At 74.0% G+C, this 20,874-nt stretch carries 18 protein-coding genes and 1 pseudogene; 9 read left to right on the top strand and 10 right to left on the bottom strand.

The window, feature by feature from the left end; translation table 11 throughout:
* Positions 1-218 precede the first annotated feature (218 nt).
* The 3 genes and pseudogenes from DDQ41_RS30005 to DDQ41_RS33185 all read right to left on the bottom strand — a co-directional run.
* On the bottom strand, positions 219-1,454 hold the full coding sequence (locus tag DDQ41_RS30005; RefSeq protein WP_109297276.1) for a cytochrome P450 family protein: 1,236 nt from the start codon (positions 1,452-1,454) through the stop codon (positions 219-221).
* Positions 1,451-2,788, bottom strand: a complete 1,338-nt coding sequence (locus DDQ41_RS30000; protein ID WP_109298014.1) for a cytochrome P450 — start codon at positions 2,786-2,788, stop codon at positions 1,451-1,453. The genes DDQ41_RS30005 and DDQ41_RS30000 overlap by 4 nt, the downstream gene beginning before the upstream one ends.
* Positions 2,789-3,256: 468 nt before the next feature.
* Positions 3,257-3,475, bottom strand: a pseudogene (locus tag DDQ41_RS33185) (radical SAM protein); the annotation flags it as partial.
* 554 nt (positions 3,476-4,029) lie between these two features.
* Between DDQ41_RS33185 and DDQ41_RS29985 the strand changes: the two are divergent.
* The 8 genes from DDQ41_RS29985 to DDQ41_RS29950 all read left to right on the top strand — a co-directional run bounded on the left by DDQ41_RS29985 (position 4,030) and on the right by DDQ41_RS29950 (position 11,582).
* Positions 4,030-4,368: an antibiotic biosynthesis monooxygenase family protein gene (locus tag DDQ41_RS29985; protein ID WP_109297275.1), complete on the top strand. Its 339-nt coding sequence runs from the start codon at positions 4,030-4,032 to the stop codon at positions 4,366-4,368.
* Complete coding sequence (locus tag DDQ41_RS29980; RefSeq protein ID WP_109297274.1) at positions 4,365-5,252, top strand: NAD(P)-dependent oxidoreductase; 888 nt, start codon at positions 4,365-4,367, stop codon at positions 5,250-5,252. Before DDQ41_RS29985 ends, DDQ41_RS29980 begins: the two co-directional genes overlap by 4 nt.
* Complete coding sequence (locus DDQ41_RS29975) at positions 5,249-6,274, top strand: amidohydrolase family protein (protein ID WP_109297273.1); 1,026 nt, start codon at positions 5,249-5,251, stop codon at positions 6,272-6,274. Before DDQ41_RS29980 ends, DDQ41_RS29975 begins: the two co-directional genes overlap by 4 nt.
* Entirely contained in the window at positions 6,271-7,509 is a 1,239-nt protein-coding gene (locus DDQ41_RS29970; RefSeq protein ID WP_109297272.1) for a cytochrome P450 family protein, read from the top strand. Before DDQ41_RS29975 ends, DDQ41_RS29970 begins: the two co-directional genes overlap by 4 nt.
* A gap of 109 nt (positions 7,510-7,618) precedes the next feature.
* Complete coding sequence (locus tag DDQ41_RS29965; RefSeq protein WP_109297271.1) at positions 7,619-8,542, top strand: HAD-IIA family hydrolase; 924 nt, start codon at positions 7,619-7,621, stop codon at positions 8,540-8,542.
* A 170-nt stretch (positions 8,543-8,712) separates the two neighbouring features.
* A complete protein-coding gene (locus DDQ41_RS29960) occupies positions 8,713-9,744 on the top strand; it encodes an NAD-dependent epimerase/dehydratase family protein (RefSeq protein ID WP_109297270.1) in 1,032 nt (343 codons plus the stop codon).
* Between the two features lie 352 nt (positions 9,745-10,096).
* Positions 10,097-10,465, top strand: a complete 369-nt coding sequence (locus DDQ41_RS29955) for a DUF779 domain-containing protein (RefSeq protein WP_109297269.1) — start codon at positions 10,097-10,099, stop codon at positions 10,463-10,465.
* 328 nt (positions 10,466-10,793) lie between these two features.
* Positions 10,794-11,582, top strand: coding sequence for a VOC family protein (locus tag DDQ41_RS29950; protein ID WP_109297268.1), 789 nt, complete (start codon positions 10,794-10,796; stop codon positions 11,580-11,582).
* A 369-nt stretch (positions 11,583-11,951) separates the two neighbouring features.
* Here DDQ41_RS29950 and DDQ41_RS29945 read toward each other — a convergent pair whose 3' ends face one another.
* The 5 genes from DDQ41_RS29945 to DDQ41_RS29925 form a co-directional block, all read right to left on the bottom strand.
* Positions 11,952-13,718, bottom strand: coding sequence for a serine hydrolase (locus DDQ41_RS29945; protein ID WP_109297267.1), 1,767 nt, complete (start codon positions 13,716-13,718; stop codon positions 11,952-11,954).
* A gap of 204 nt (positions 13,719-13,922) precedes the next feature.
* Complete coding sequence (locus tag DDQ41_RS29940; protein ID WP_017948612.1) at positions 13,923-14,117, bottom strand: hypothetical protein; 195 nt, start codon at positions 14,115-14,117, stop codon at positions 13,923-13,925.
* Positions 14,118-14,475: 358 nt separating this feature from the next.
* The gene (locus DDQ41_RS29935) at positions 14,476-15,561 is read right to left on the bottom strand and encodes an acyl-CoA dehydrogenase family protein (RefSeq protein WP_109297266.1); all 1,086 of its coding nucleotides are present in this window, start codon (positions 15,559-15,561) and stop codon (positions 14,476-14,478) included.
* The gene (locus DDQ41_RS29930) at positions 15,558-16,745 is read right to left on the bottom strand and encodes an acyl-CoA dehydrogenase family protein (RefSeq protein ID WP_109297265.1); all 1,188 of its coding nucleotides are present in this window, start codon (positions 16,743-16,745) and stop codon (positions 15,558-15,560) included. The genes DDQ41_RS29935 and DDQ41_RS29930 overlap by 4 nt, the downstream gene beginning before the upstream one ends.
* Positions 16,742-17,710, bottom strand: a complete 969-nt coding sequence (locus tag DDQ41_RS29925; protein WP_109297264.1) for an NADPH:quinone oxidoreductase family protein — start codon at positions 17,708-17,710, stop codon at positions 16,742-16,744. Before DDQ41_RS29925 ends, DDQ41_RS29930 begins: the two co-directional genes overlap by 4 nt.
* A gap of 245 nt (positions 17,711-17,955) precedes the next feature.
* Here DDQ41_RS29925 and DDQ41_RS29920 point away from each other — a divergent pair, with 245 nt between their 5' ends.
* A complete protein-coding gene (locus tag DDQ41_RS29920) occupies positions 17,956-18,189 on the top strand; it encodes a hypothetical protein (RefSeq protein ID WP_262508620.1) in 234 nt (77 codons plus the stop codon).
* Between the two features lie 243 nt (positions 18,190-18,432).
* On the opposite strand, the gene DDQ41_RS29915 is transcribed toward DDQ41_RS29920, so the two are convergent.
* Together DDQ41_RS29915 and DDQ41_RS29910 are read right to left on the bottom strand one after the other, a co-directional pair.
* Positions 18,433-19,215 (bottom strand): PIG-L deacetylase family protein, encoded by a 783-nt coding sequence (locus DDQ41_RS29915; protein ID WP_109297263.1) that lies wholly within the window; start codon positions 19,213-19,215, stop codon positions 18,433-18,435.
* A gap of 123 nt (positions 19,216-19,338) precedes the next feature.
* Positions 19,339-20,637, bottom strand: a complete 1,299-nt coding sequence (locus DDQ41_RS29910) for an alpha/beta fold hydrolase (protein ID WP_109297262.1) — start codon at positions 20,635-20,637, stop codon at positions 19,339-19,341.
* Positions 20,638-20,874 lie beyond the last annotated feature (237 nt).

Genomic DNA, 20,874 nt, shown 5'->3' with positions numbered 1-20,874 from the left:
GGTCCGCGGGCCCGGCCGTCCGGCCGTCCGGCCGTCCGGCCCAGTCTAAGTGCCGCGTGAGGCGGCGTCCGCCACGTCGCGACGCCCGGCACGGCGACCCGCCGCGTCGCCGGACCGACCGGGCAGGCCCCCTGCGAGGCCGATCCGGCGCCCTGCGACGCACCGCACCGGACGCCGCTCGGCGCCGCCACCGACGGCAGACCCCGCCTGACGCGGCACTAGGGAACCGGGCGTACCGGCAGTTCCCGGACGCTGTTCCCCACGAAGCTGGCGTGCCGGGGAAGTTCCTGATCCGGAACGGTCAATTCCAGTCCGGGGAAGCGGGTGAACAGCCGCTCCAGGGCGATGGCCCCTTCCATCCGGGCGAGCGGCGCCCCCAGGCAGTAGTGCGCGCCGTGGCCCAGGGAGAGATGGCGTGCGCCGGACGCCCGGGTGATGTCGAAGCGGCCCGCGTCCGGTCCGTGCACGGCCGGATCCCTTCCGGCGGCGGAGTATCCGGCGAGGACCGGGGTGCCCTTCGGGATGGCCGTGCCGTCGAGGGTGAGGTCCCGGGTGGCGTAGCGGAAGGGGAAGTAGCTCACGGGGCTGTCCCAGCGCAGGGTCTCCTCGACGACGTCCGCCCAGGTCGCGCGGCCCGCTCGGACCAGGTCGAGCTGGTCGCGGTGCGTGCAGAGCGCACGGACCGCGTTGGTGATCAGGTTCAGCGTGGTCTCGTGACCCGCGACGATCATCAGCAGCAGGGTGCCGATGAGCTCGTGTCCGCTGAGCCGGTCGCCGTCGTCCTCGCGGGCGGCGATCAGCGCGCTGGTGAGGTCGTCGCCCGGCTGTTTCGCACGGGCCGCGGCCACGGCGCCGAGCACGTCGACGAGCTCCCGGTTGGCTGCCATCGCCGCCTCGGGACCGATGTCCGTGGCGACGACCTCGTTCGACAGGTGGTGCAGTCGCTCGTGGTACCGGGCGTCCACACCCAGCAGTTCGCAGATGACCCCCATGGGCAGCGGCATGGCGAAGTGCCGGCGCAGGTCGGCGACTCCGCCGTGGTCCGCCGCGACCCGGCCGAGTCCGTCCAGCAGTTCCTCCGTGACCGTCTCGATCCGGGGGCGCAGGTCCGCGACCCGGCGTACCGTGAACGCCTTGCTCACCAGCGACCTGAGCCGTCGGTGGTCGGCGCCGTCGGCCGTGGTCATCCCCCGTACCGTGGCGAAGGTCTTCAACGGCCAGCCGTCGGCGATCCGGCCCTCGCGCAGCGCGGTGAAGTGCTCAGCGCCCTTGGCGACATCCGGGTGGGCCAGGAACTCCCTGAGAGCGTCGTGTCCCAGGACGGCCATGCCCGGCACGTCGCCGGGCAGGACGACGGGCGCCACCGCGCCCCGGGCCAGCAGCCTGGCGTTGTCGGCGTGCGGGCAGCCGCCGGCCGGGTCCAGCCGGTGCGGGGTGCTCGGTGAGGTGGTCAACGGGCCTCTCCTGTCTGTGCGGCGGCCGGGTGGCCGGGGCGGGTGGTGCCGGGGCCGGCCCGGTCCGTCCGCGGGGTGCGGGACGGCCGCGGGCCGGTGAAACGGACGGGGAGGGCGGTGAGCCCCTTGCTCCACGGCGAGGGCGCCCAGGCGAGTTCCGACTGCTCGACGGCCAGTTCCATGTCGGGCAGCAGCTGCCGGAGGGTGTCCACCGCGGTACGAGTGATCAGCCGGGCCGGGTCCTGGGCCGGGCAGGTGTGCGGTCCCGCGCCGAACGCGAGGTGGGAGCGGTTGCCGGTGGCGGGCCCGCCCGGCGGCAGCACCGCCGGGTCGGCGTTGGCGGCGGCGAGCCCCAGGATCAGCATGTCGCCGACCCGGATGGACTGGCCGCCGAAGCGCAGGGCGCGGGTGGCGTAGCGGGCGGGGAGGTTCTGCGTCGGCGGGAAGCGCCACAGGACGAGGTCGAGTGCGTCGTCCGCGGTGAGGTGGCCGCTCGTCGGCGAGGAGCGGAACGCGGGCTCGCACAGCAGCACGCGCAGGGTCGTGGCGATCCAGTCGACGGTGCTCTGGTGGCCGGCGATGAACATCACCAGCAGGTTGTGCAGCACTTCCTCGTCGGTCAGGCGCGCCGGGTGGTGCAGCAGGGCGGAGGTGATGTCGTCACCGGGGCGGGACCGCTTCTCCTCGATCAGTGCGTGAAGGATCGCGTTGATCCTCCGGCTCGCCCTGCCGGAGTCCGAGGTGGCGCCGCCCACCCGGCTGATCGCGTGGACGAGGCGCCTGCCGGGCCGTTCGTCCAGCCCGAGCAGTCCGCTGATGACCAGCAGCGGCAGCTTGCGCGCGTAGTGGGGCATCAGGTCGGCCGCGCCGCGGCCGGCGAACGACGCGATCAGCTCCTCCGCGGCGGACCGCACCCGCCGTCGCAGTTCGTGCCCGTCGACGCGGGCGAGGGCGTCGGAGACGGCGGCCCTCATCCGGCGGTGCTGCTGGCCGTCGGCGAACAGCAGCGCGGGCCGCCAGGCGACGTACGGCAGGATCGGCGAGTCGGGCGGCACACGGCCGTCGCGCAGCGGGCTCCAGCGGCGCGGGTCCCGGGAGAAGTCCTGCTCGTCGCGGGCGACCCGGAGCAGCTCGCGATGGCCCAGTACGAGCCAGGCGTCGATGCCCGGCGCTACGGTGACGGGTGCCACCGGGCCGTGGGTCCCGCGGAGTTCCTCGTACAGCGCGGGCATCGTGTCGCCGTCGAGGTGCGGTCCGTACAGCGCGGTGGCGGCGGGGCGCTGTCCGCCGCCGAAGCCGGGGGGCGGCGGTGAGTAGCCGTGCGGGGTGGCCATGGGACTCCCTGATGGCGAGGACGCGGCGGTGGTCCGGCGGATTCCGCGGTCGCGAGGACTTCCGCGGGCTGCCGGCCGGGCCAGCCCGGTCACGGGACCGGTCAAGGGTCCTGTCACGGCCGGCCTCCCTCGGGGCCGGCTTCGTCGGGCGCGGGCACCCCGTCGCCCAATGGCGCACGGCCCCGGTGCGTCCCGGAGACCGCGCCGGGGATCGGCGCGGGGGGCGGGGGCGTCTCGGGGCGCCGGGAGCCACCGAGGTCCGGAGGGGACGGCGCGCCGCGGCTCTGCTCGGGACCAGGCGCCGCGACGCCGGGCTCCCCGCGCCCGCCGCGGCGCCACCGGGGTCCGACGTACACGTTGTCGTGGACGACGGCCCGGTGCAGGAACGCTCCTGACTTCACGACCACGTTGGACCCGACCACCCATGGCCCGCACATAGGCGATGGTGTCGTCGTATCCCTCCGCCTCGAGCCACTCGCGCGCCTCGGGCCAGCGGTCCTCCGGCTTGTCGCCGAGGGTGATGAGGGCTTCCTTGCAGCCCAGCTCCGCCCCGCGCCGTGCGATCTCCAGCACCTCGTCGGGCGACATGAACGGCCCGTGGCCGGCGCGGCGGAGCTTGCCGGGGACGGTGGCGAAGGTGCAGTAGTGGCACTTGTCCCGGCAGAGTCGCGTGAGCGGGATGAACACGCTCTTCGAGTACCCCGGCCCCCGGCCGCCGGCCACCGCGTCCGGGCACTCGCCACCCTCCCGCGCCGCCTCCCCGAAGCCGTGCGCCCGGCCGCCGACGGCCGCGGCGCCGTGCGGTGGGGCCGAGTGAACGGGTGAACGGGTGAACGGGTGAACAGCCGCACCGCACCCGCGAGGGCTTCCGCGCGGCCGGGCCCGCGGACCCGCGGCGGAACCGCCGCGGAACCCGTCCCCCGGCCCCCGCCCGGCCGGAGGCCCCCGCCCGGCGGCACGGGCGTTGGGCCATCGGGCGTCTTTCGTACGGCCGAACGGCGGGCGGGCGGCCGACCCGTGTGGTGTCCGGTGCCCGGCGGGGGAAGACAACCCGGTTCACGGGGTACCGGAGCCTCCTCGCCCCTGCCGTCCGGGCCCTTCGGTCACTCACCCGCATGGACTAATCACGGAGCGGTACCCCCTGCGCCCATTGGGGTGTCCGCCATTCGGAGTTGCAGCCCCCCAGGGGCCATGAGTCCTTGGAAAGCGTGTCCCACCGGTTCTCACCATCAGGAGGAGACATGGGCACTGTGCAGAACGGCCGACAGAACGACAGGCTGTCCGTGGTCTTCGCGGTCCGGGTCGTCGAGGGCGGCGAAGAGGGGTTCCTGGAGATGTACGACAAGCTCCGGAAGTCCGTCGCCGGCACTCCCGGCCACATCGTCGAGCGGCTCGGTGAGCCCGTCGACGACTCCCGCCAGTGGGTGATCACCAGCGAGTGGGAGACTCCCGAGCACTTCTTCGCCTGGCAGCAGAGCGACGACCACCGTGCCCTGGTGGCCCCGCTCCGCGAGTGGGTCGACTCGACGCAGTCCCTGAGGTTCCGAGTCGTCATGGAGACCGTGAAGGAGACGTCATGACCTACACCACGAACGGGCCCGTCGCCGTCCTCGGTCTCGGCACCATGGGCGGCGGCCTGGCCTCACGCCTCCTCGGTCAAGGCATACAGGTTCGGGTGTGGAACCGCACCCCGGAGCGTGCCGAGCCGCTCGCCAGAGCGGGCGCCTTCGCCGCGTCCCGCCCGAGCGAGGCGGTCGCGGGCACGAGTGCCGCCATCTGCACCGTCGCCGACGGCGAGGCCCTGCGGACCGTGCTGCGCGGCCCGGACGGGATCCTGGCCCGGGGCGGCTACCCCGGCGCCCTGATCTGCGCCAGCACCGTCGCGCCCGACGAGGTCGTCCGCCTCGCCGGGGACGCGCCCGCCGTCCTGGACGTCGGCATGCTCGGCAACCGCGACCACGCCCGCGACGGTGAACTGCGCCTGTTCGTGGGCGGCGAGGAGCGGGTCTTCGCCGACGGGCGGCCGCTGCTGGAGATGCTGGCCAAGGAGGTCGTCCATCTGGGCGCACTCGGTTCCGGCATGCGGATGAAGCTGCTCCTCAACCTGCTGATGGGCATAGAGGTGCAGGCGATGGCCGAGGCGGCCGAACTGGCGGCCGCCTCCGGTCTCGACCGGAAGCAGGTCCTGCGCACCATCGCGGGCAGCGGCTTCGCGTCACCGGTCATGTCGTTCAAGTCCCGGCGCCTCGCCTCGGGGCGCTTCGAGGAGCCGGACTTCCGGCTGCGGCTGATGGCCAAGGACCTCATGCTCGCAACGGAGCAGGCCGAAGCCTCCGGCCTGAGCCTGCCGCTCACCGCGGCGGCCGCGGAGACCCATGTCAGCGCCACCGAGCAGGGCTTCGGTGACGAGGACTGCGCCGCGGTCACCCGCGCCCTCACACGGAAACCGGGAACCGACAAATGATCATCGACATCCACGGGCACCTGTCCCCGCCGGAGGCGGCCGAACGCTTCCCCATGCCCCCCAGCCTGACCGACGTGGACGGCATGCTCGCCGCCCGCGCCCAGGCCGGAATCGACCTCACCATCATCGGCAGCCCCGTCGGCGCCGGGGCGATGGCGCGGGTTCCGGGCGTGGACAACTACAAGCAACCGCGCGACCGGCTGCGTGGCTTCCACGCGTGGATGTCGGGCCTGATCACCGAGTTCCCGGACCGGTTGCGCGGGTACGTGTACGCGAACCCGTTCGGGGACGACGACCATCTGGAAGGGGTACGGGAGACGCTGGCGGACCCCGCCTTCGTCGGCCTGATCACCACTTCCAGCGTGCACGGCGAGCTGCTCGGCTCGCCGCGGGCGGACTCATTCTTCGCGCTGGCCGCCGAGGTGGGAGTGCCCGTCATGGTGCACGCGCCGGCCGAACCGATCGGCACGGAGCGGGTGGAGAACATCGCCTTCGTCGAGCAGATCGGCCGTTTCGGCGACGTCGCCATGGGCATGGCCATGATCGCTTTCGCGGGGTGGCTGGACAAGTACCCCGGTCTGCGGCTGATCGGCGCGACCGGCGGCGGGGCCATGGCCCTGCTGCCGGAGCGCCTCCAGATGGCGGCACGCCCCCGGCACTGGGGCGGGGGCGCGCCGCCCTCCGCCCCGCCGGCGGCCGGTCGGCAGGGGGCCGTGCGGCCTCCTGCCGGCCGTCCTCCGGCGGGGGTCCCGGAGCCGACCGTCCAGGCGTCGCCCGACCCGGGCGCCGCACTGCGCCGCATGTACGTCGACACCAGCCCGTTCAGTCCCGCCCATCTGAGCCTCAACGCGGAGGTGCTCGGGCCCGGGCGGATGCTCTTCGGCACCGACTCGCCACCGCTGTCGGTGCCCCTCGAGGACCTCGTCCGCATGATCGAGAAGCTGCCCGTCGACAGGGCGGCCCAGCAGCGCATCCTCGGCGGCAACGCCGAGGCCCTCTTCGACCTCAGGAGCCGTCCGTGACCACGACGCACGACCCCGTCGCCGCAGCCGAGCGGTGCACCGCGGAGTTCCGCCGCAACCCCCACCCGGTGTACGCGCACCTTCGGGACACTGCTCCCGTCTGCCCGATGACGCCCCCGCACGGCATCGAGACATACCTGATCACCCGGTACGAGGACGCCCGCGCGGCGCTGTCGGACCCCCGGCTGAGCAAGGACATGTACGGGGCCATGGACGCGTACCGGAGGATCTTCGGCGACTCGTCGGTGGCGCTGGACGACAACATGCTCAACTCCGACCCGCCCAAGCACACCCGGCTGCGCAAGCTCGTCAACTCCGAGTTCACCCCTCGCCGGGTCGAGGCCCTCCGGCCGAAGATCCAGGACATCGTGGACCGGCTCCTTGACGCGTGCCCGACCGGGGAGCCGTTCGACCTGCTGCCGGCGTTCGCCTTCCCGGTGCCGATCACGGTGATCTGCGAGCTGCTGGGCGTACCGCCGCAGGAGCGGTCGCTGATGCAGGAGCTGTCCACGACGGTGGCGCAGACCGGCTTCGGCGAGGAGTTCAAGCGGGCCCAGCAGCAGGCGGAGGAGGACCTCCACGCCTACTTCACCGAACTCATCGCCCGCAAGCGCGGCCGACCGGGTGACGACCTGCTCAGCGCACTCGCCGCGGCCCGGGACCAGGAGGGCGGACTGACCGGCGGCGAACTGGTCTCCACGGCCTTCCTGCTGATGTTCGCGGGCCACAAGACGACCGCGTACCTCATCGGCAACGCCGTGCACCACTTCCTCGCCGACCCCGCGCAGCTCCGCGCCGTGCGGGAGGACCCGGAGCTGATCGGCCCGGCGGTGGAGGAACTGGTCCGCTTCGACGGCTCGGTCGAGAGCGCCACCTTCCGGTACGCCACCGAGGACATGGAGATCGGCGGCACCCGGATCCCCAAGGGCTCGCTGGTGCAGATCTCGCTCCTCTCCGCCAACCGCGACCCGCTGAAGTTCGAGGACCCGGACGTGTTCGACGTACGCCGCCCGGGCACCGCCGCACACATCGGCTTCGGGCACGGCGGTCATTACTGCCTGGGCGCGCCGCTGGCCCGGCTGGAGACCCAGCTCGCGCTGAGCGGCCTGTTCACCCGGTTCCCGAGGATCGCGCCGGCCGACCCGCGGGCGGAGCCGGCGTGGATGGAGGTGCCGTTTCCGGCCTTCCGCGGCCTCACCGAGCTGCCGGTCGTGCTCGAACCCGCCGCCATCTGAGCGGCGGCGTCCCGGACGCCGCGGTGCGGGCCCGTACCCCCGAGCCGGTCCCGCACCGCGGCCCCGTGCCGCACCGCGCCGTCCCCCGCCCGCGGGTACGGTCGGTTCCATGCGACGGGCCGACGCGGTACTGATCGACATCGACGGTGTGCTCACCGTCTCCTTCAAGCCCCTGCCGGGAGCGGTCGCGGCGATGGAGCACCTGCGGGAGCGGGGCGTGCCGCTGGCCCTGGTCACCAACACCACCTCGCGCACCCGCGCGTCCGTCGCGGACGCGCTGTCCGGGGCCGGCTTCCCGGTGACCGCGCGGGACGTCCTCACGGCGCCCGCGGCGACCGCCGCGTATCTCGCCGCGCACTTCCCGGGAGCGCGCTGCCTGCTGCTCAACAGCGGTGACATCGCGGGCGATCTCGAAGGCGTCACCGTCATGGGTCCCGAGGACGGCGAACCCGCGGACGTGGTCGTCGTCGGCGGCGCGGGCCCCGAGTTCGGCTACGCCGCGCTCAACCGGGCCTTCGCCCATCTCCGGCGCGGTGCACGGCTGGTCGCGATGCACCGCAACCTGTACTGGCGGACCGAGGCGGGGCTCCGACTCGACTCGGGCGCGTTCCTGGCGGGCCTCGAGGCGGCGACCGGCACCGAGGCGGTGGTGCTCGGCAAACCGTCGCCCGCCTTCTTCGCCGCGGCCCTGGAGCGTCTGGGCGCCGATCCCGGCGGGACCCTCATGGTGGGCGACGACATCGAGTCCGACGTCCTCGCGGCCCAGCGCCGGGGGCTCACCGGGGTCCTGGTCCGGACGGGCAAGTACCGGCCCGGGGCGCACCGGGACGCGCCGGGGACCCCGGACCACGTCCTGGACTCCTTCGCCGATCTGCCGGCGCTGCTGGAACGGCTGGAGCGACTGGAGCGACCGGAGCTGCCGGAACCACCGGAGAAACCGGAACCACCAGAACCACCGGAACCACCGGAGGAACCAGAGAAACCTGAGACACCAGAGAAACCGGAAACACGGAGGGGCCAGGAGGCCGACTGACCGTCCCGGGGCGTCCCCGCGGAGGAACTCCGGGTGACGACGCGGACGGCCGGGCAGAACCCGGTGAGGCGCTCGACCCGGGCGAGCCCGCCGGCGCGAGCGCCCGGGCCCCTGCTCCGCTCTGCGCGAACCCGCAGGTCGCACGGGGGCGCGGATGCTTGGGTGGCCGCATGGAGATTCTGGTACTCGGTGGAACGGCCTGGTTGGGGCGCGAGTTGTCGATGCAGGCGCTCGCACGCGGCCATCGGGTGACCTGCCTCGCCCGGGGCGAGAGCGGGCCTGTCGCGGACGGGGCGCGACTGGTCGCGGCCGACCGTCGTGACCCTTCCTCGTACGAGCCGCTGCGGGACCGCGAGTGGGACGCGGTCTACGAGGTGTCGTGGCAGCCGGGCTTCGTCCGCGGAGCCCTGGACGCGCTGGCCGCCGGGGCCCGGCACTGGACGTATGTGTCCTCCGTCAGCGCCTACGCCTCACACGGCGACGCCGACGCGGACGAATCGGCGGCGCTGCTCCCACCGACGGAGTCCGACGAGGTGGACCGGGCGCGCTACGGCGAGTCGAAAGTCGCCTGCGAGCAGGCTTCGTCTGCCGCCGTGGGGGACCGCCTGCTGATCGCGCGCGCCGGCCTCGTCGGCGGCCCCGGCGACCACACCGGACGCTCGGGTTACTGGGTGGCCCGGGCGGCACGCGCACCCCGGGAGCCGATGCTGGTACCCGACGGCACGGGCGTTCCCACCCAGACGGTCGACGTCCGCGACCTCGCCGGCTGGCTTCTCGACACCGCCGAGCGGGGCACGACCGGCACATACGACGCGGTGGGGCCGGTGGTCCCGTTCGAGGAGTGGATCGAGCTGTCCCGGGCCGCCGGCGGGCACACCGGGCCGGTGGTCACCGCCGGGGCGGCATGGCTGCGCGCCCACGACGTGGCCGGGTTCATGGGCCCCCGATCCCTGCCGATGTGGCTGGACGACCCGGGCTGGGAGGGTTTCTCGGCGCGCAGCGGGGCCGCGGCCCGGGCCGCGGGGCTGCGCCACCGGCCGCGGCGGGAGCTGCTGGCCGACCTGCTGGTGTGGGAGCGGGAGCAGGGTCTCGACCGGGAGCGCCGCGCCGGCCTCGACACCGCCGACGAGCGGGAGCTGCTCGACGCCCTGCCCGAGGACCGGGCGCCCAGGGGTCCGCGTTCCGGGCGCGGCCGCGCGTGACCGCCGCCGGGCGTGACCGTCGCCGGGCGGGTACGGTGCGGACGGCACCGAGCGACCGCAGCGGGCGGACGCGGCGGGCGGACGCGCCGAGCGACCGCGGTGGGCGGACGAGCTGGGCGGACGAGGTGCGGACGGCGCCGCTTGACCGCTCAGGGGACCGGATCACGGGGCTCCGTCCGGCTCCGCGCACCGGTCGCGGTGCAACGCGGTCGCAACGTCGGGGCAGGTTGACTGGACGGGCATCGGCGGCGCCGCGCGCGGGACCAGCGGCGGGAAAGGGGCGGGGCATGTATCTGCGCCATACGGAGTGCCGGGTGCGCGGGCGGGCGGCGCGGCGCCCGGACGACGCGTCATGAGCGCCGGGGCGGGTGCCGGCGCACCCGTGGAACTCACCCCGGCGGCGGCCGACCTGGTGCGGCGGCTGACCGGGGCCCACGGGCCCCTGATGTTCCACCAGTCGGGAGGCTGCTGCGACGGCAGCGCCCCCATGTGCTATCCGGCGGGCGAGTTCCGCACCGGCGGCTCGGACGTGCTGCTGGCGGAACTCGCCGTCGAGGGCGTCGACGCGCCGGTGCCGTTCTGGATGTCGGTGAGCCAGTACGAGGCGTGGCGCCATACACGTCTGATCGTCGACGTGGTCGAGGGGCGCGGCAGCGGGTTCTCGCTGGAGGCTCCCGAGGGCGTGCGGTTCCTGATCCGCTCCCGGGTGCTCGGTCCTTGAGTCCGTGCCCGCAACGCCCCGGTGCGGGAACGGTGACGGATACGGGTGAGGGGACGGATACGGCGACGGAGACGGTGACGGGGACGGGCCGGCGCGACGGTGCGCGGACTCCGGGACCGGGGCCCGATGAGGGGACGGATACGGTGACGGGGACGGTCGGCGCGACGGTGCGCGGACTCCGGGACCGGGGCCGCACCGTGCCTGCGGCATCGGATCCCGGTCCAGGGGCCGAAATCCGCGTCGCCGCGCGCGACCGCGCGGCGATGGCTAGCGTGGCTGGGAGGCAAACCTCCGAACCACGTATTCCGCACGGAAGAGAGTCACCGTCATGGCAGACGCACCCGAAGGCACACCGATCTGGGCCGACGCGATGTTCTCGGACCTGGAGGGGGCCAAGGCCTTCTACGGCGAGGTCCTGGGCTGGACGTTCGGCGAGTCGTCGCCCGAGTACGGCGGCTACACGCGGGCGTTCGCGGACGGCAAGGCCGTCGCCGCGGTGGTCCCGCCCGCGCCCGGACAGGAGGGGCCCTCCCGGTGGTGCCTCTATCTGGCGTCCCCGGACGCCGCCGCCACCGCCGGGCGGATCCGTGGGAACGGCGGCACCGTGCTCATGGAGCCGATGCAGGTGGGCGAGTTCGGGACGATGTGCCTCGCGCAGGACCCGGGCGGTGTCTTCTTCGGCGTCTGGCAAGGGGGTACGTACAAGGGCTTCGAGGCGACGAACGTCCCCGGCTCCTTCTGCTGGGCGGAGGTCGTCACACGTGAGCCCGGGAAGTCGGACGCGTTCTTCCCCGCGGTCTTCGGCTACGGCGTGAAGACCCTGGTCGACCCGGAGGGCGACTTCAAGGTGTTCGACCTGGGACGGGATCCCGTCCTCGGCCGGATGGAGACGACGGACGAGTTCCCGCCCGAGGTGCCGTCCTATGTCCAGGTCTACTGGACGGTCGCGGACTGCGACGCCGCGGTCGCAGCGGTCCGGAAGCTGGGCGGCAGGCTGGTGTTCGGGCCGATGACGACCCCCTTCGGTCGCTTCGCGGCCGTGGTCGACCCGCAGGGCGCGCCGTTCGCCGTCATCGACACCACCACGACCGAGGGTGAGATGCCGGTCTTCACCTGACGCCGGCCCCCTCACCTGGCGCCGGCCCTCACCTGACGGGGACGCGGGGATACCCGGGCCGCCGCCTCCGGCGGACCCGGGCATGCGCCCGCCCGCGCCCGGGAGCAGCCCCGGCGCCTCCACCGCTCTCCACCGCTCTCCACCGTGTCGGGCACGGCAGGGCCCGCCGTGCCCGACCGGAGTGCCCGGTCACCGGCGGCCGGCCGCGGGCGGGGCGGTGCCGTCGCGTACGGCGGTCGCGATGAGGCGGGGACGTCCGGCGGCGCCGCACCGCCGTGCTCGGCGGGGTTGCCCGGGCGCGGTGTTCGGCGTTGGCTCGGCCGCGGCGTTCAGTTGTTCGACTGTTCAGCCGTTCGGCCGTTCGGCCGTTCAGCGGCGGGTGAAGGTGCCGAGGCCCGTCTCGTCGAGGTACTCGACACGCAGTTTCCGTGCCGTGTCGCCCTGGTCGAACGTGAAGGTGACGCCGGTCGGCCCGACGGCGTTCTCGCCGGTCGTCTCGAAGCTGAAGGTGTCGCCGTCGTAGTGGCGCAGCGGGAACCGCTTCGGCTCCGGGCCGAGTTCGAGCACCAGGCCGTCCGGGCCCGTGGTGACGGTGGCCCTCCCGTAGTAGGCGCTGTCGTAGGTTCCCGTGTAGGCGCCGCCGGGCCGGGCGGCCTTCGCGGACTCGGGCGGATCGGCGTAGTCCGTGGGGGACACACCGGCTTCGTCCAGCTGCGCGTAGAGCGCGGCGAACAGCGGGAGCCAGTCACGGGCGGGCTTGCCGTACCGGGCGATGTCGAAGAAGTCCTCGGCGACGGCGTCGGCCAGTCCGACGGGTTTGCCGTTGGTGAGCACGACGATGCCGAGCTGTTCACCGGGCAGCATCGTCACATTGGTGTTGGCGCCGAGTTCGAAGGCGCCGGAGTGGCTGAGCCGCAGCCGGCCCTGGTCGTCGTAGTTGACGTTCCAGCCCAGCCCGTAGAAGCCGGTCCGTCCCGCGGGAGACGTCGGCGGCTGGGAGACGATCTCGGGCAGACGGGTGTGCCGCAGGCTCTCGGCGTCGATGATCTGCCTGCCGTCGAGCTTCCCTCCTGCCAGTTGGAGCCGCAGCCACCGCATCATGTCTTCGGCGGTGGAGCTGGTGCCTCCGGCGGGCGCCTGGGCGTCCGCGTCACGGACGTACTTCGCCTGCCAACTGCCGTCGGGGCCGGGGACATGGGCCACCGCCCGGTTCGCGGCCTTCTCGTAGTCGGCGAAGGTGGTGCTCGTGGAGTCCATCCCGGCGGGCCGGAACAGGGTGTCCTCGGAGAGCTTCTGCCAGCTCACCCCCTTCGCGCGGGCGACGGCCTCCGCACCGGCGGTGAAGCCGAAGTTCGTGTACGCGTAGGTGGCGCGGAACGGGGCGAGCGGCTCGTCGCGCAGACGGCTCAGGATGTACGCCTGGTCGTAGCCCAGGTCCTCCAGCAGATCTCCCGCGTGGTCGGGCAGTCCGCTGCGGTGGGACATCAGGTCGGTGACCGTGGCATGGCCGCTCACCCAGGGGTCCTTGAGGGCGAAGCCGGGCAGGTGCCGGGCGACCGGTTCGTCCCATCCGGCCTCCCCGCCGTCCCCGCCCGCATCCTCCGTCCCCGCACCATCCGTGCCCTCACCCTCCGCGTCCGCGCCGTCGGTGCCTTCGCCGGCGACCGCCCCCGCGACGACGGTCGAGCTGATCGGCTTCGAGAGAGAGGCGAGCTGGAAGACGGTGCCGGGGTCGACGGCGGCGGGCTCGCCGACGTGCCGCCTGCCGAAGCCCTTCAGGTACAGCACGCGGTCCTCGTGCACGACACCCACCGCGACGCCGGGGACGCCGGTCTCCTTCATCATGTCCTGCACGACGCCGTCGAGGCGGGCGACGGCCCGGTCCACGTCGGCGCGTGTGAGAAGCGGCGGCGGCTGGTCCGACGGTGGCTTGGGCGGAGGCTCGGACGGCGACGGCGGAGGCTCGGACGGCGACGGCGGGGGCGAGGGCTGGGACGGCGACGGCGCGGCGCCGGAGGCGGCGCCCGGACCGACGGCACCCGACGCCAGGGCCGTCGTCGCGAGGAGCAGTGCGGCCAGGCCCGATACGGCGAGTGGGCGGCCACGGCCCGGCCGCAGGCACTTCCCGGGGTGCATGCACCCATTGAACGCCCGAATCGGGGCCGTGTCGCCCGCAGGCCGGTTGCCCGCCCGCCCCACGGCGGACGGCCCGGCCGGCCCGGCCGGTGCGGCCTCGGCGGTCGCGGCGGTCGCGGCGGTCGCGGCGGCCTCGGCGGTCGCGGACCGGGGACGCCGGCCGCCTGGCGGTCCGGAGTCGGGCCCCGGTGGCCGGCCTCGCCGTCAGGGGCTGAGCTTGCCGACGACCTCGGCGGTCGCGGAGACGCCGTCGTGGATGGTCGGCGCCATGCTCGTACCCGCGAGGAAGAACCCGAGCAGGGCGCACACGAGTGCGTGTGAGAGCTTCAGCCCGCCGTTGCGGAGGAAGATCACCGCAAGGACGAGCAGCAGCAGCACCACCGAAACCGAAACGGCCATGGCCGGCCTCCCTCCGCCACACCGGGGTTGTGCGGCATTCGGGCGCCAGTGTGGACCAGTGGGCGCGCGGGGCGGCCGACCGGCGTGTCCGCCGATCGGGTGCTCGTCGAATCCGTTGCCGACCCGCGATGTCGTCGTGGATCAGCGGTCGTGGGCGGCGAGGAGGCTCGGTAGGCCCCGACGGGGTCGCCGGTGTCGACGCGGTCGGCGAGGTCGGCGAGGTCGATGCGCGCCGCAGCGGCAGCGCGGGGGTGAGCGGACCGGGGGCCCGTACCGGACCGCGGTCCGGTACGGGGCCGGCCCTACCCCGTCCCGGTGTCCCGTCTCGTCTCGTCCCGTACCGTCCCGACCCGACCCGTCACAGCGGACCGGGCAGCGAGACCAGTTCCGCCAGCGACTCCTTGTGGCGGCCCGGGGTGCCGAGGGCGATCTCGTCCGCCTTGGCCCGCTTGAGGTACAGGTGTGCCGGGTGCTCCCAGGTCATGCCGATGCCGGCATGGAGCTGGACGCACTCCTCCGCTGCGCGCACCGCCACCCGTGAGCAGTGCGCCTGGGCGACGGAGACCGCGAGCGGCACCTCGGCGCTTCCGGTCGCGAGGGCGTCCGCGGCGTTGCGCGCCGCCGCGCGCGCTCCCGCCACATCGAGCCAGAGCTGCGCCATCCGGTGCTTCAGCGCCTGGAACGAGCCCACGGGGCGGTTGAACTGGTGGCGGTCGCGCGTGTAGCGGACCGTCTCCTCAAGGCACCACTCGGCGATCCCCAGCTGCTCCGAGGCGAGCAGCCCGGCGCCGGCGAGCAGCCCGCGGCGCACCGCGGCGCGGGCCTGTTCCGCGTCCGCGAGCCGGGTGCCGGAGTCCCCCGCGGTGGTGACGGCGGCGAGAGGGCGGGTGAGGTCGAGCGGAGTGAGCGGTTCGACCGTCGCTTCGCCTCGCCGCACCGCGTACAGGCCGTCCGCCCGGAGTGCCAGCAGGACGTCGGCGGCAGCGGCGTCGGCGACGCCCGTCACGGTCGCCCCGGTGGGCAGGCGGGAGTCCGCGGAGGCGGAGAGCGGCAGGGCGAGGACCGCGACCGTTCGGCCGGCGGCCAGTTCCTTGAGCAGCCCCGCGGCCTCGCCGTCCTGTGCACCGAGGGCGAGCAGTGTCTCGGTGGCGATCACCGAACCGGTCAGGTAGGGCGCGGGGGTGACCGCCCGGCCGAGTTCCTCGAGGACCACGGCGGCCTCGCGGTGACCGGCGCCCTGGCCGCCGAGTTCCTCGGGGACGAGCAGTCCCGCGGCCCCGATCCCGGCGGCGAGGGACTGCCACAGCCCGTCGTCGTAGGGCGTTCCCGACTCGGCGCGTGAGAGGACGGCCGTGTGGTCGGACCGGCCGGTGACCAGGGAGCGCACGGCGGCCCGCAGGTCGTCCTCGGCCTCGGAGTAGAGAAGGTCGGGCTGAGTGCTCATCGCGCGAGGTCCTTCCAGGGGACGTCCTTGTCGTTGCGGGGCTCGGGGGGCAGTCCGAGCACCCGTTCGGCGACGATGTTGAGCAGCACCTCGCTGGTGCCGCCCTCGATGGAGTTGCCCTTCGAGCGCAGATAGCGGTATCCGGCGTCGCGGCCGGTGAAGTCGACCAGTTCGGGGCGCCGCATGGTCCAGTCGTCGTACAGCAGGCCCTCGCCGCCGCGGAGTTCCACCTCGAGGCCGCTGATCTCCTGGTTGAGCCGGGCGAAGCCCAGCTTCATGCCCGATCCCTCGGGGCCGGGCTGGCCCGCGGCGAGCTGCTGGCGCAGCCGTTCGCCGGTGAGCCGGGCGACCTCGGCCTCCACCCAGAGGGTGAGCAGGCGCTGGTGGAGTTCGTGGGTGCGCAGCTCAGGGCGGTCGCGCCAGGTGCGGGCGACGGGGCCGATCATTCCGCCTTCGCGCGGCAGCCGCATGCCGCCGATGGAGACGCGTTCGTTCATGAGGGTGGTCTGGGCGACCTTCCAGCCCTCGCCGACGGGGCCGAGCCGCCGTTCGTCGGGGATCCGCACATCGGTGAGGAAGACCTCGTTGAACTCGGCCTCGCCGGTGATCTGGCGCAGTGGACGGACCTCGACCCCTGGGTCGGTCATGTCGCACAGGAAGTAGGTGATGCCGCGGTGCTTGGGGGCGTCCGGGTCGGTGCGGGCGATGAGGATGGCCCAGCGGGCGATGTGCGCGCTGGAGGTCCACACCTTCTGGCCGTTGACGATCCAGTCGCCGCCGGCGCCGTCCCGGACGGCGCGGGTGCCGAGCGCGGCGAGGTCGGAGCCCGCGCCGGGTTCGCTGAACAGCTGGCACCAGACCTCCTCACCGGCCCAGAGCGGCCGCAGGAACCGCCTCTTCTGCTCCTCGGTGCCGTACGCGAGGATCGTGGGCGCGGCCATCCCGAGGCCGATGCCGATGCGGCGGGGGTCGTTGTCCGGGGCGCCGGCGGCCTCCAGTTCCGCGTCGACGACGGCCTGCAGGGAGCGGGCCGCGCCGAGTCCGCCGAGTCCGGCCGGGTAGTGCACCCAGGCGAGGCCGGCGTCGAAGCGGGCGCTCAGGAAGTCGCTCCGCTCAGTGGTGGCGGGCGGGTGCGCGGCGAGGAACTCACGGACGCGCAGGCGCAGTTCGGCGGCGTCGGTCATGCCCCCACTCCTCCCGGGAGGACGACGAGGCGCCCGGTGGTGGTGCCGTCGGCGACGCGCTGGACGGCCCCGGCGGCGTTCTCGAACGGGACCCGGTCGCTGACCAGCGGCCTGATCAGTCCCTTGGCGGCCAGGCCGGTGAGGGTCTCATGGCAGCGGAGCACGGCCCGGGGATCCCTCTGGTTGTAGAGGCCCCAGTGCAGTCCGACGATCGAGTAGTTCTTCACCAGCGCGTGGTTGAGCGCAGGGCTGGGGATGGTCCCGCTCGCGAATCCCACGACGACGATGCGGCCCTCGAAGGCGACGCACTTGGCGGACTTGCCGTAGGCGTCGCCGCCGACGGGGTCGTAGACGACGTCGGCGCCGCGGCCGCCGGTGGCGTCCTTCACGGCGGCGACGATGTCGTCCGCATGCCGGTCGATCACCAGGTCGCAGCCGATTTCGCGGGCCACGGCGGCCTTCTCCGGGCCGCCGACGACGCCGATGACACGGGCGCCCGCGGCCTTGCCCAGCTGGACGGCCGCACTGCCGACGCCGCCGGAGGCCGCGTGCACGAGCAGCGTCTCACCCTCCTGGAGGTCCGCCCGGCGGTGCAGGCCGAACCAGCCGGTCTGGTATCCGATGTGCAGGGCCGCCGCCTCGGCGTCGTCGAGCGAGTCCGGTGCGGGCAGCACGGCGGCCTCGTCGGCGACGGCGTACTCGGCGAACCCGCCGTACGGCAGGGCGGGGGTGGCGATGACGCGGCGGCCGTCCTCGGTCTCGCCGCACAGTTCCACGCCCGGTGTGAAGGGCAGCGGCGGGGTCACCTGGTAGTGGCCGCGGCAGAGCAGAGCGTCGGGGAAGTTGACGTTGGCGGCGCGCACTCTGAGCAGGACCTGCCCCTCTCCGGGCTCTGGGCGGCCGGTCTCCTCGAGGCGCATCACCTCGCCCGGCTCGCCGTTCCGGTGCACTCGCCATGCCTGCATCAGGGGCCTCCGCGGTGTGTGGGACGTCGTGGCACTGCTGCTGCATACTAAGCGGTCGCTTGATTCCCTGGGAACAGTCTCTCCCGGACGTTGTCCGGCCGGACCCGATCGCACCGCGCGCCCGGGCCACGACCACCCCGCGCTACCACGCGCCCGCTCCCGCTCCCTCTCCCCGCAGGGGTGGCCGGCACGGGCAGCACCGCAGGGGTGGCCGGCACGGGTGGTCCCGCACGGGAGGTCGCGCGGTGTGCGACGCATCGCGGGAGGTCGCATCGCGGGAGGTCGCGGCACTCGCGGTCGCGGCACGGGCGCCCTCCTCCGCCCGTCTGGTGCCCGTCGGCGTCGTCGTGCTCGCCCTCGGCTCCACGCCGATCCGGCTGGGCCTCGCGCTGATCGTCCTCGGCGCGGTGCTCGTACGGCGTTCAGGCTGGACGCGGACGGCGCACGGACCGAGTGGGCCCCGCAGGGACGCCGGGTGAGCGGACTTGCGGGGCGGTGACGGCAGCGGTGACACGGCGGCGGGACACCACGCCCGGAGGCATGGCGTGAACGGCACCCGGCCCGGTGGAACGCGGGTCACGGGTCGGCGGATCGGGGGAACGCGGGTCACGGGTCGGCGGAACGGTGGAACGCGGGTCACGGGCCGGTGGAACGGTGGAACGCGGGTCACGGGCCGGCGGAACGGGGGAACGCGGGTCACGGGCCGGTGGAGCGACAGGCCCTCACCGGGGGAAGAGTTCGAAGGCGACCGCGGGCACCCCGCCGAACCGGGGTGCCACCGCCCGGGCGGCACCCACCAGGAACTCCCGGCAGTACACCTCGGGATTTCGGTCCGTCAGGACCTGGAGGTAGCCGCGATGCTGAAGCAGCGACAGCACGGAGCGCTCCAGTCCGGCCGTCGCGTCCACGGCGTGGGTCGGGGTCGGCGAGCCGGCGACCGCCACCCAGCGGACACCGTCCCAGGGCTCCAGGCCGTGCCCGGCGAGGAGTTCGGGGAAGATCCACCGGTTGCCCGCGTCACCGACGGCGTCCAGCGTGGCCCGGCCGACCGCCCGATGGTCCGGCGAGTTCCAGGCGCCGCCGACGGCAGGGCCCCAGGTGTCCCGGTGGTTGAGGGTGACGACCAGTTCGGGGCGGTGGCGCCGGATCGCGGCCGCGATGTCACGGCGCAGCTCAGTGCCGTACTCGACGACGCCGTCCCGATGTCCGAGGAACTCCACCGTGCTCACCCCGACCACCGCGGCGCCGGCCCGCTGCTCGCGCTCCCGCAGCGGCCCGCACTCGGCGGGGGCGACGGTGTCGATGCCGGCCTCACCGCGGGTGGCCAGGAGGTACACGACCTCCTTGCCCGCGTCCGTCCAGTCGGCGACTGCGGCCGCGCAGCCGTACTCCAGGTCGTCGGGGTGGGCGACGACGGCAAGCGCCCGCTGCCAGTCGGCCGGTAGTGGTTCGAGTCGAGGACCGGTCGGATCGGTCGGATCGGTCGGATCGGTCGGATCGGTCATGCGGGGAGCGTAGCCGCGGTGCCCGCGCGCCCCGGCGTCATCCCTCCGAGCCGGTCCGCTGTCGTGCCGCCGGATCCCCGGCCGCCCCCGTACACCTCGCCGGGGGCGGCTTGCGGCGCCGCTTCACACCTCGTCCCGGACCAGCGCGAGCAGCCGGTCCAGCACACGGGAACCGGACGTCCGCACACCGTCGTGCTCGTACTCGTCGGTCACCCAGGTGCGCAGCCCCCGGACGGCGCGGGCCGTCGCGAGGGAGTGTGCGGTGTCGACGTACATGTCGTCGTGGTACACGGCGGCGGCGACCGGGACCTCGTTGGCCGCGAGGCGTTCGGCGTCGTAGAGCGCGGGCCAGTCGGTACGCGCGGCGAGGATCTCCGCGGCCTCGCGCAGGGGCCGCAGGGCGGGGTCGGTCTCGAAGTGCCACGGGTGGACGGACTCCCCGGTGAAGAGCAGGGGCCCGTCGCCCGCCAGCGCCTTCTCCGCGTCGAACTGCGGGAACTCGGCGCGCACCCGTTCGGCCGCCCAGGCCGTGGGGGCCGCGCCCTGGGCGTAGATGGCCTCGTGGAGCACGGCGTACAGCGGATGGGCAGCGTAGGAGAGGGCGGAGAGCACACCGTGCCGGAAGGCGTCGGAGAGCTCGTCGCCGTCGGCGGTACGGACGAAGGCGTTCTCCAGCAGGTAGTGGAGCTGGTGGCTGCCGTCGCCGGTGCCGAGCCGGCTCCCCAGCGACTGGAACGCCGCAGGGGTGAGGACGTACCCGCCGGGCAGGACGGTCCGCCCGGTCGCGAGGTGCTCGGCGATGCGCCGGGCACGCTCCACGTCCTGCGGGTAGCGGGCGTAGTGGGCTTCGTTCCTTCGCTGGACGCGGGGGTAGGCCGCCCGGTAGACGTCCTCGGCCCGCGCGTCCAGCGAGGGCAGTCCGCCGGTGATCAGCACCGCCTTCAGCCCCTCCGGCGCGGTCGAGAGGTAGTGGGTCGCGCAGAATCCGCCGAAGCTCTGGCCGAGTACCGTCCAGCGCGCGCCGCCGGTCAGCTGTGCGCGCACCGCCTCGCAGTCCCGGACGATGCTGTCCGCACGGAAGTGCGAAAGGTAGCGGGCCTGCTCCTCGGGGCCGCCGCGCAGGGGCAGGGTCTGGCGGTTGGCGGGCGAGGACAGTCCGGTGCCGCGCTGGTCGAGCAGGAGGACGCGGAACTCCTGCACCGCGCGTCCGAGCCACGCCTGCTTGCCGGGGAAGCGCCGCGCACCGAAGCCGGGCCCGCCCTCCAGGTACACCAGCCAGGGCAGATCGGCCCCGGCGCGGCTGCTGGAGACGATCTCGCGGCCGTAGAGCGCTATCCGCTCCCCGGAGGGGTCGGCGTGGTCCAGGGGAACGGTCAAGTGGCGGTCCGTGAGGACGAGGCCCGGCTGCCGGTAGCTGGTCACTGCGCGCTCCTGCTGTGTGGTCGCCGATGGTGCGTTGCCCGCCCGCCCAGTGCACCACAAAGCCGGGCAGCGCATCACACGGCGGGCAGCGCATCACACGGCGGGCAGCGCATCACACGGCCGGGCGGGGGTCGCTCCGGGCATCAGCCGGCCGGGGCCGCCCCTCAGGTGCACCGGGCCGCCCGGTACGGTGCCGGACCGGGCCGCCGGATTCGGGTGCCGGAAGCGCCGGAAACG

The organism is Streptomyces spongiicola, from assembly GCF_003122365.1.
GTDB lineage: Bacteria > Actinomycetota > Actinomycetes > Streptomycetales > Streptomycetaceae > Streptomyces > Streptomyces spongiicola.
Note: the sequence above shows the minus strand (reverse complement) of the source record. Positions and strands in the feature narration are given on the sequence as shown.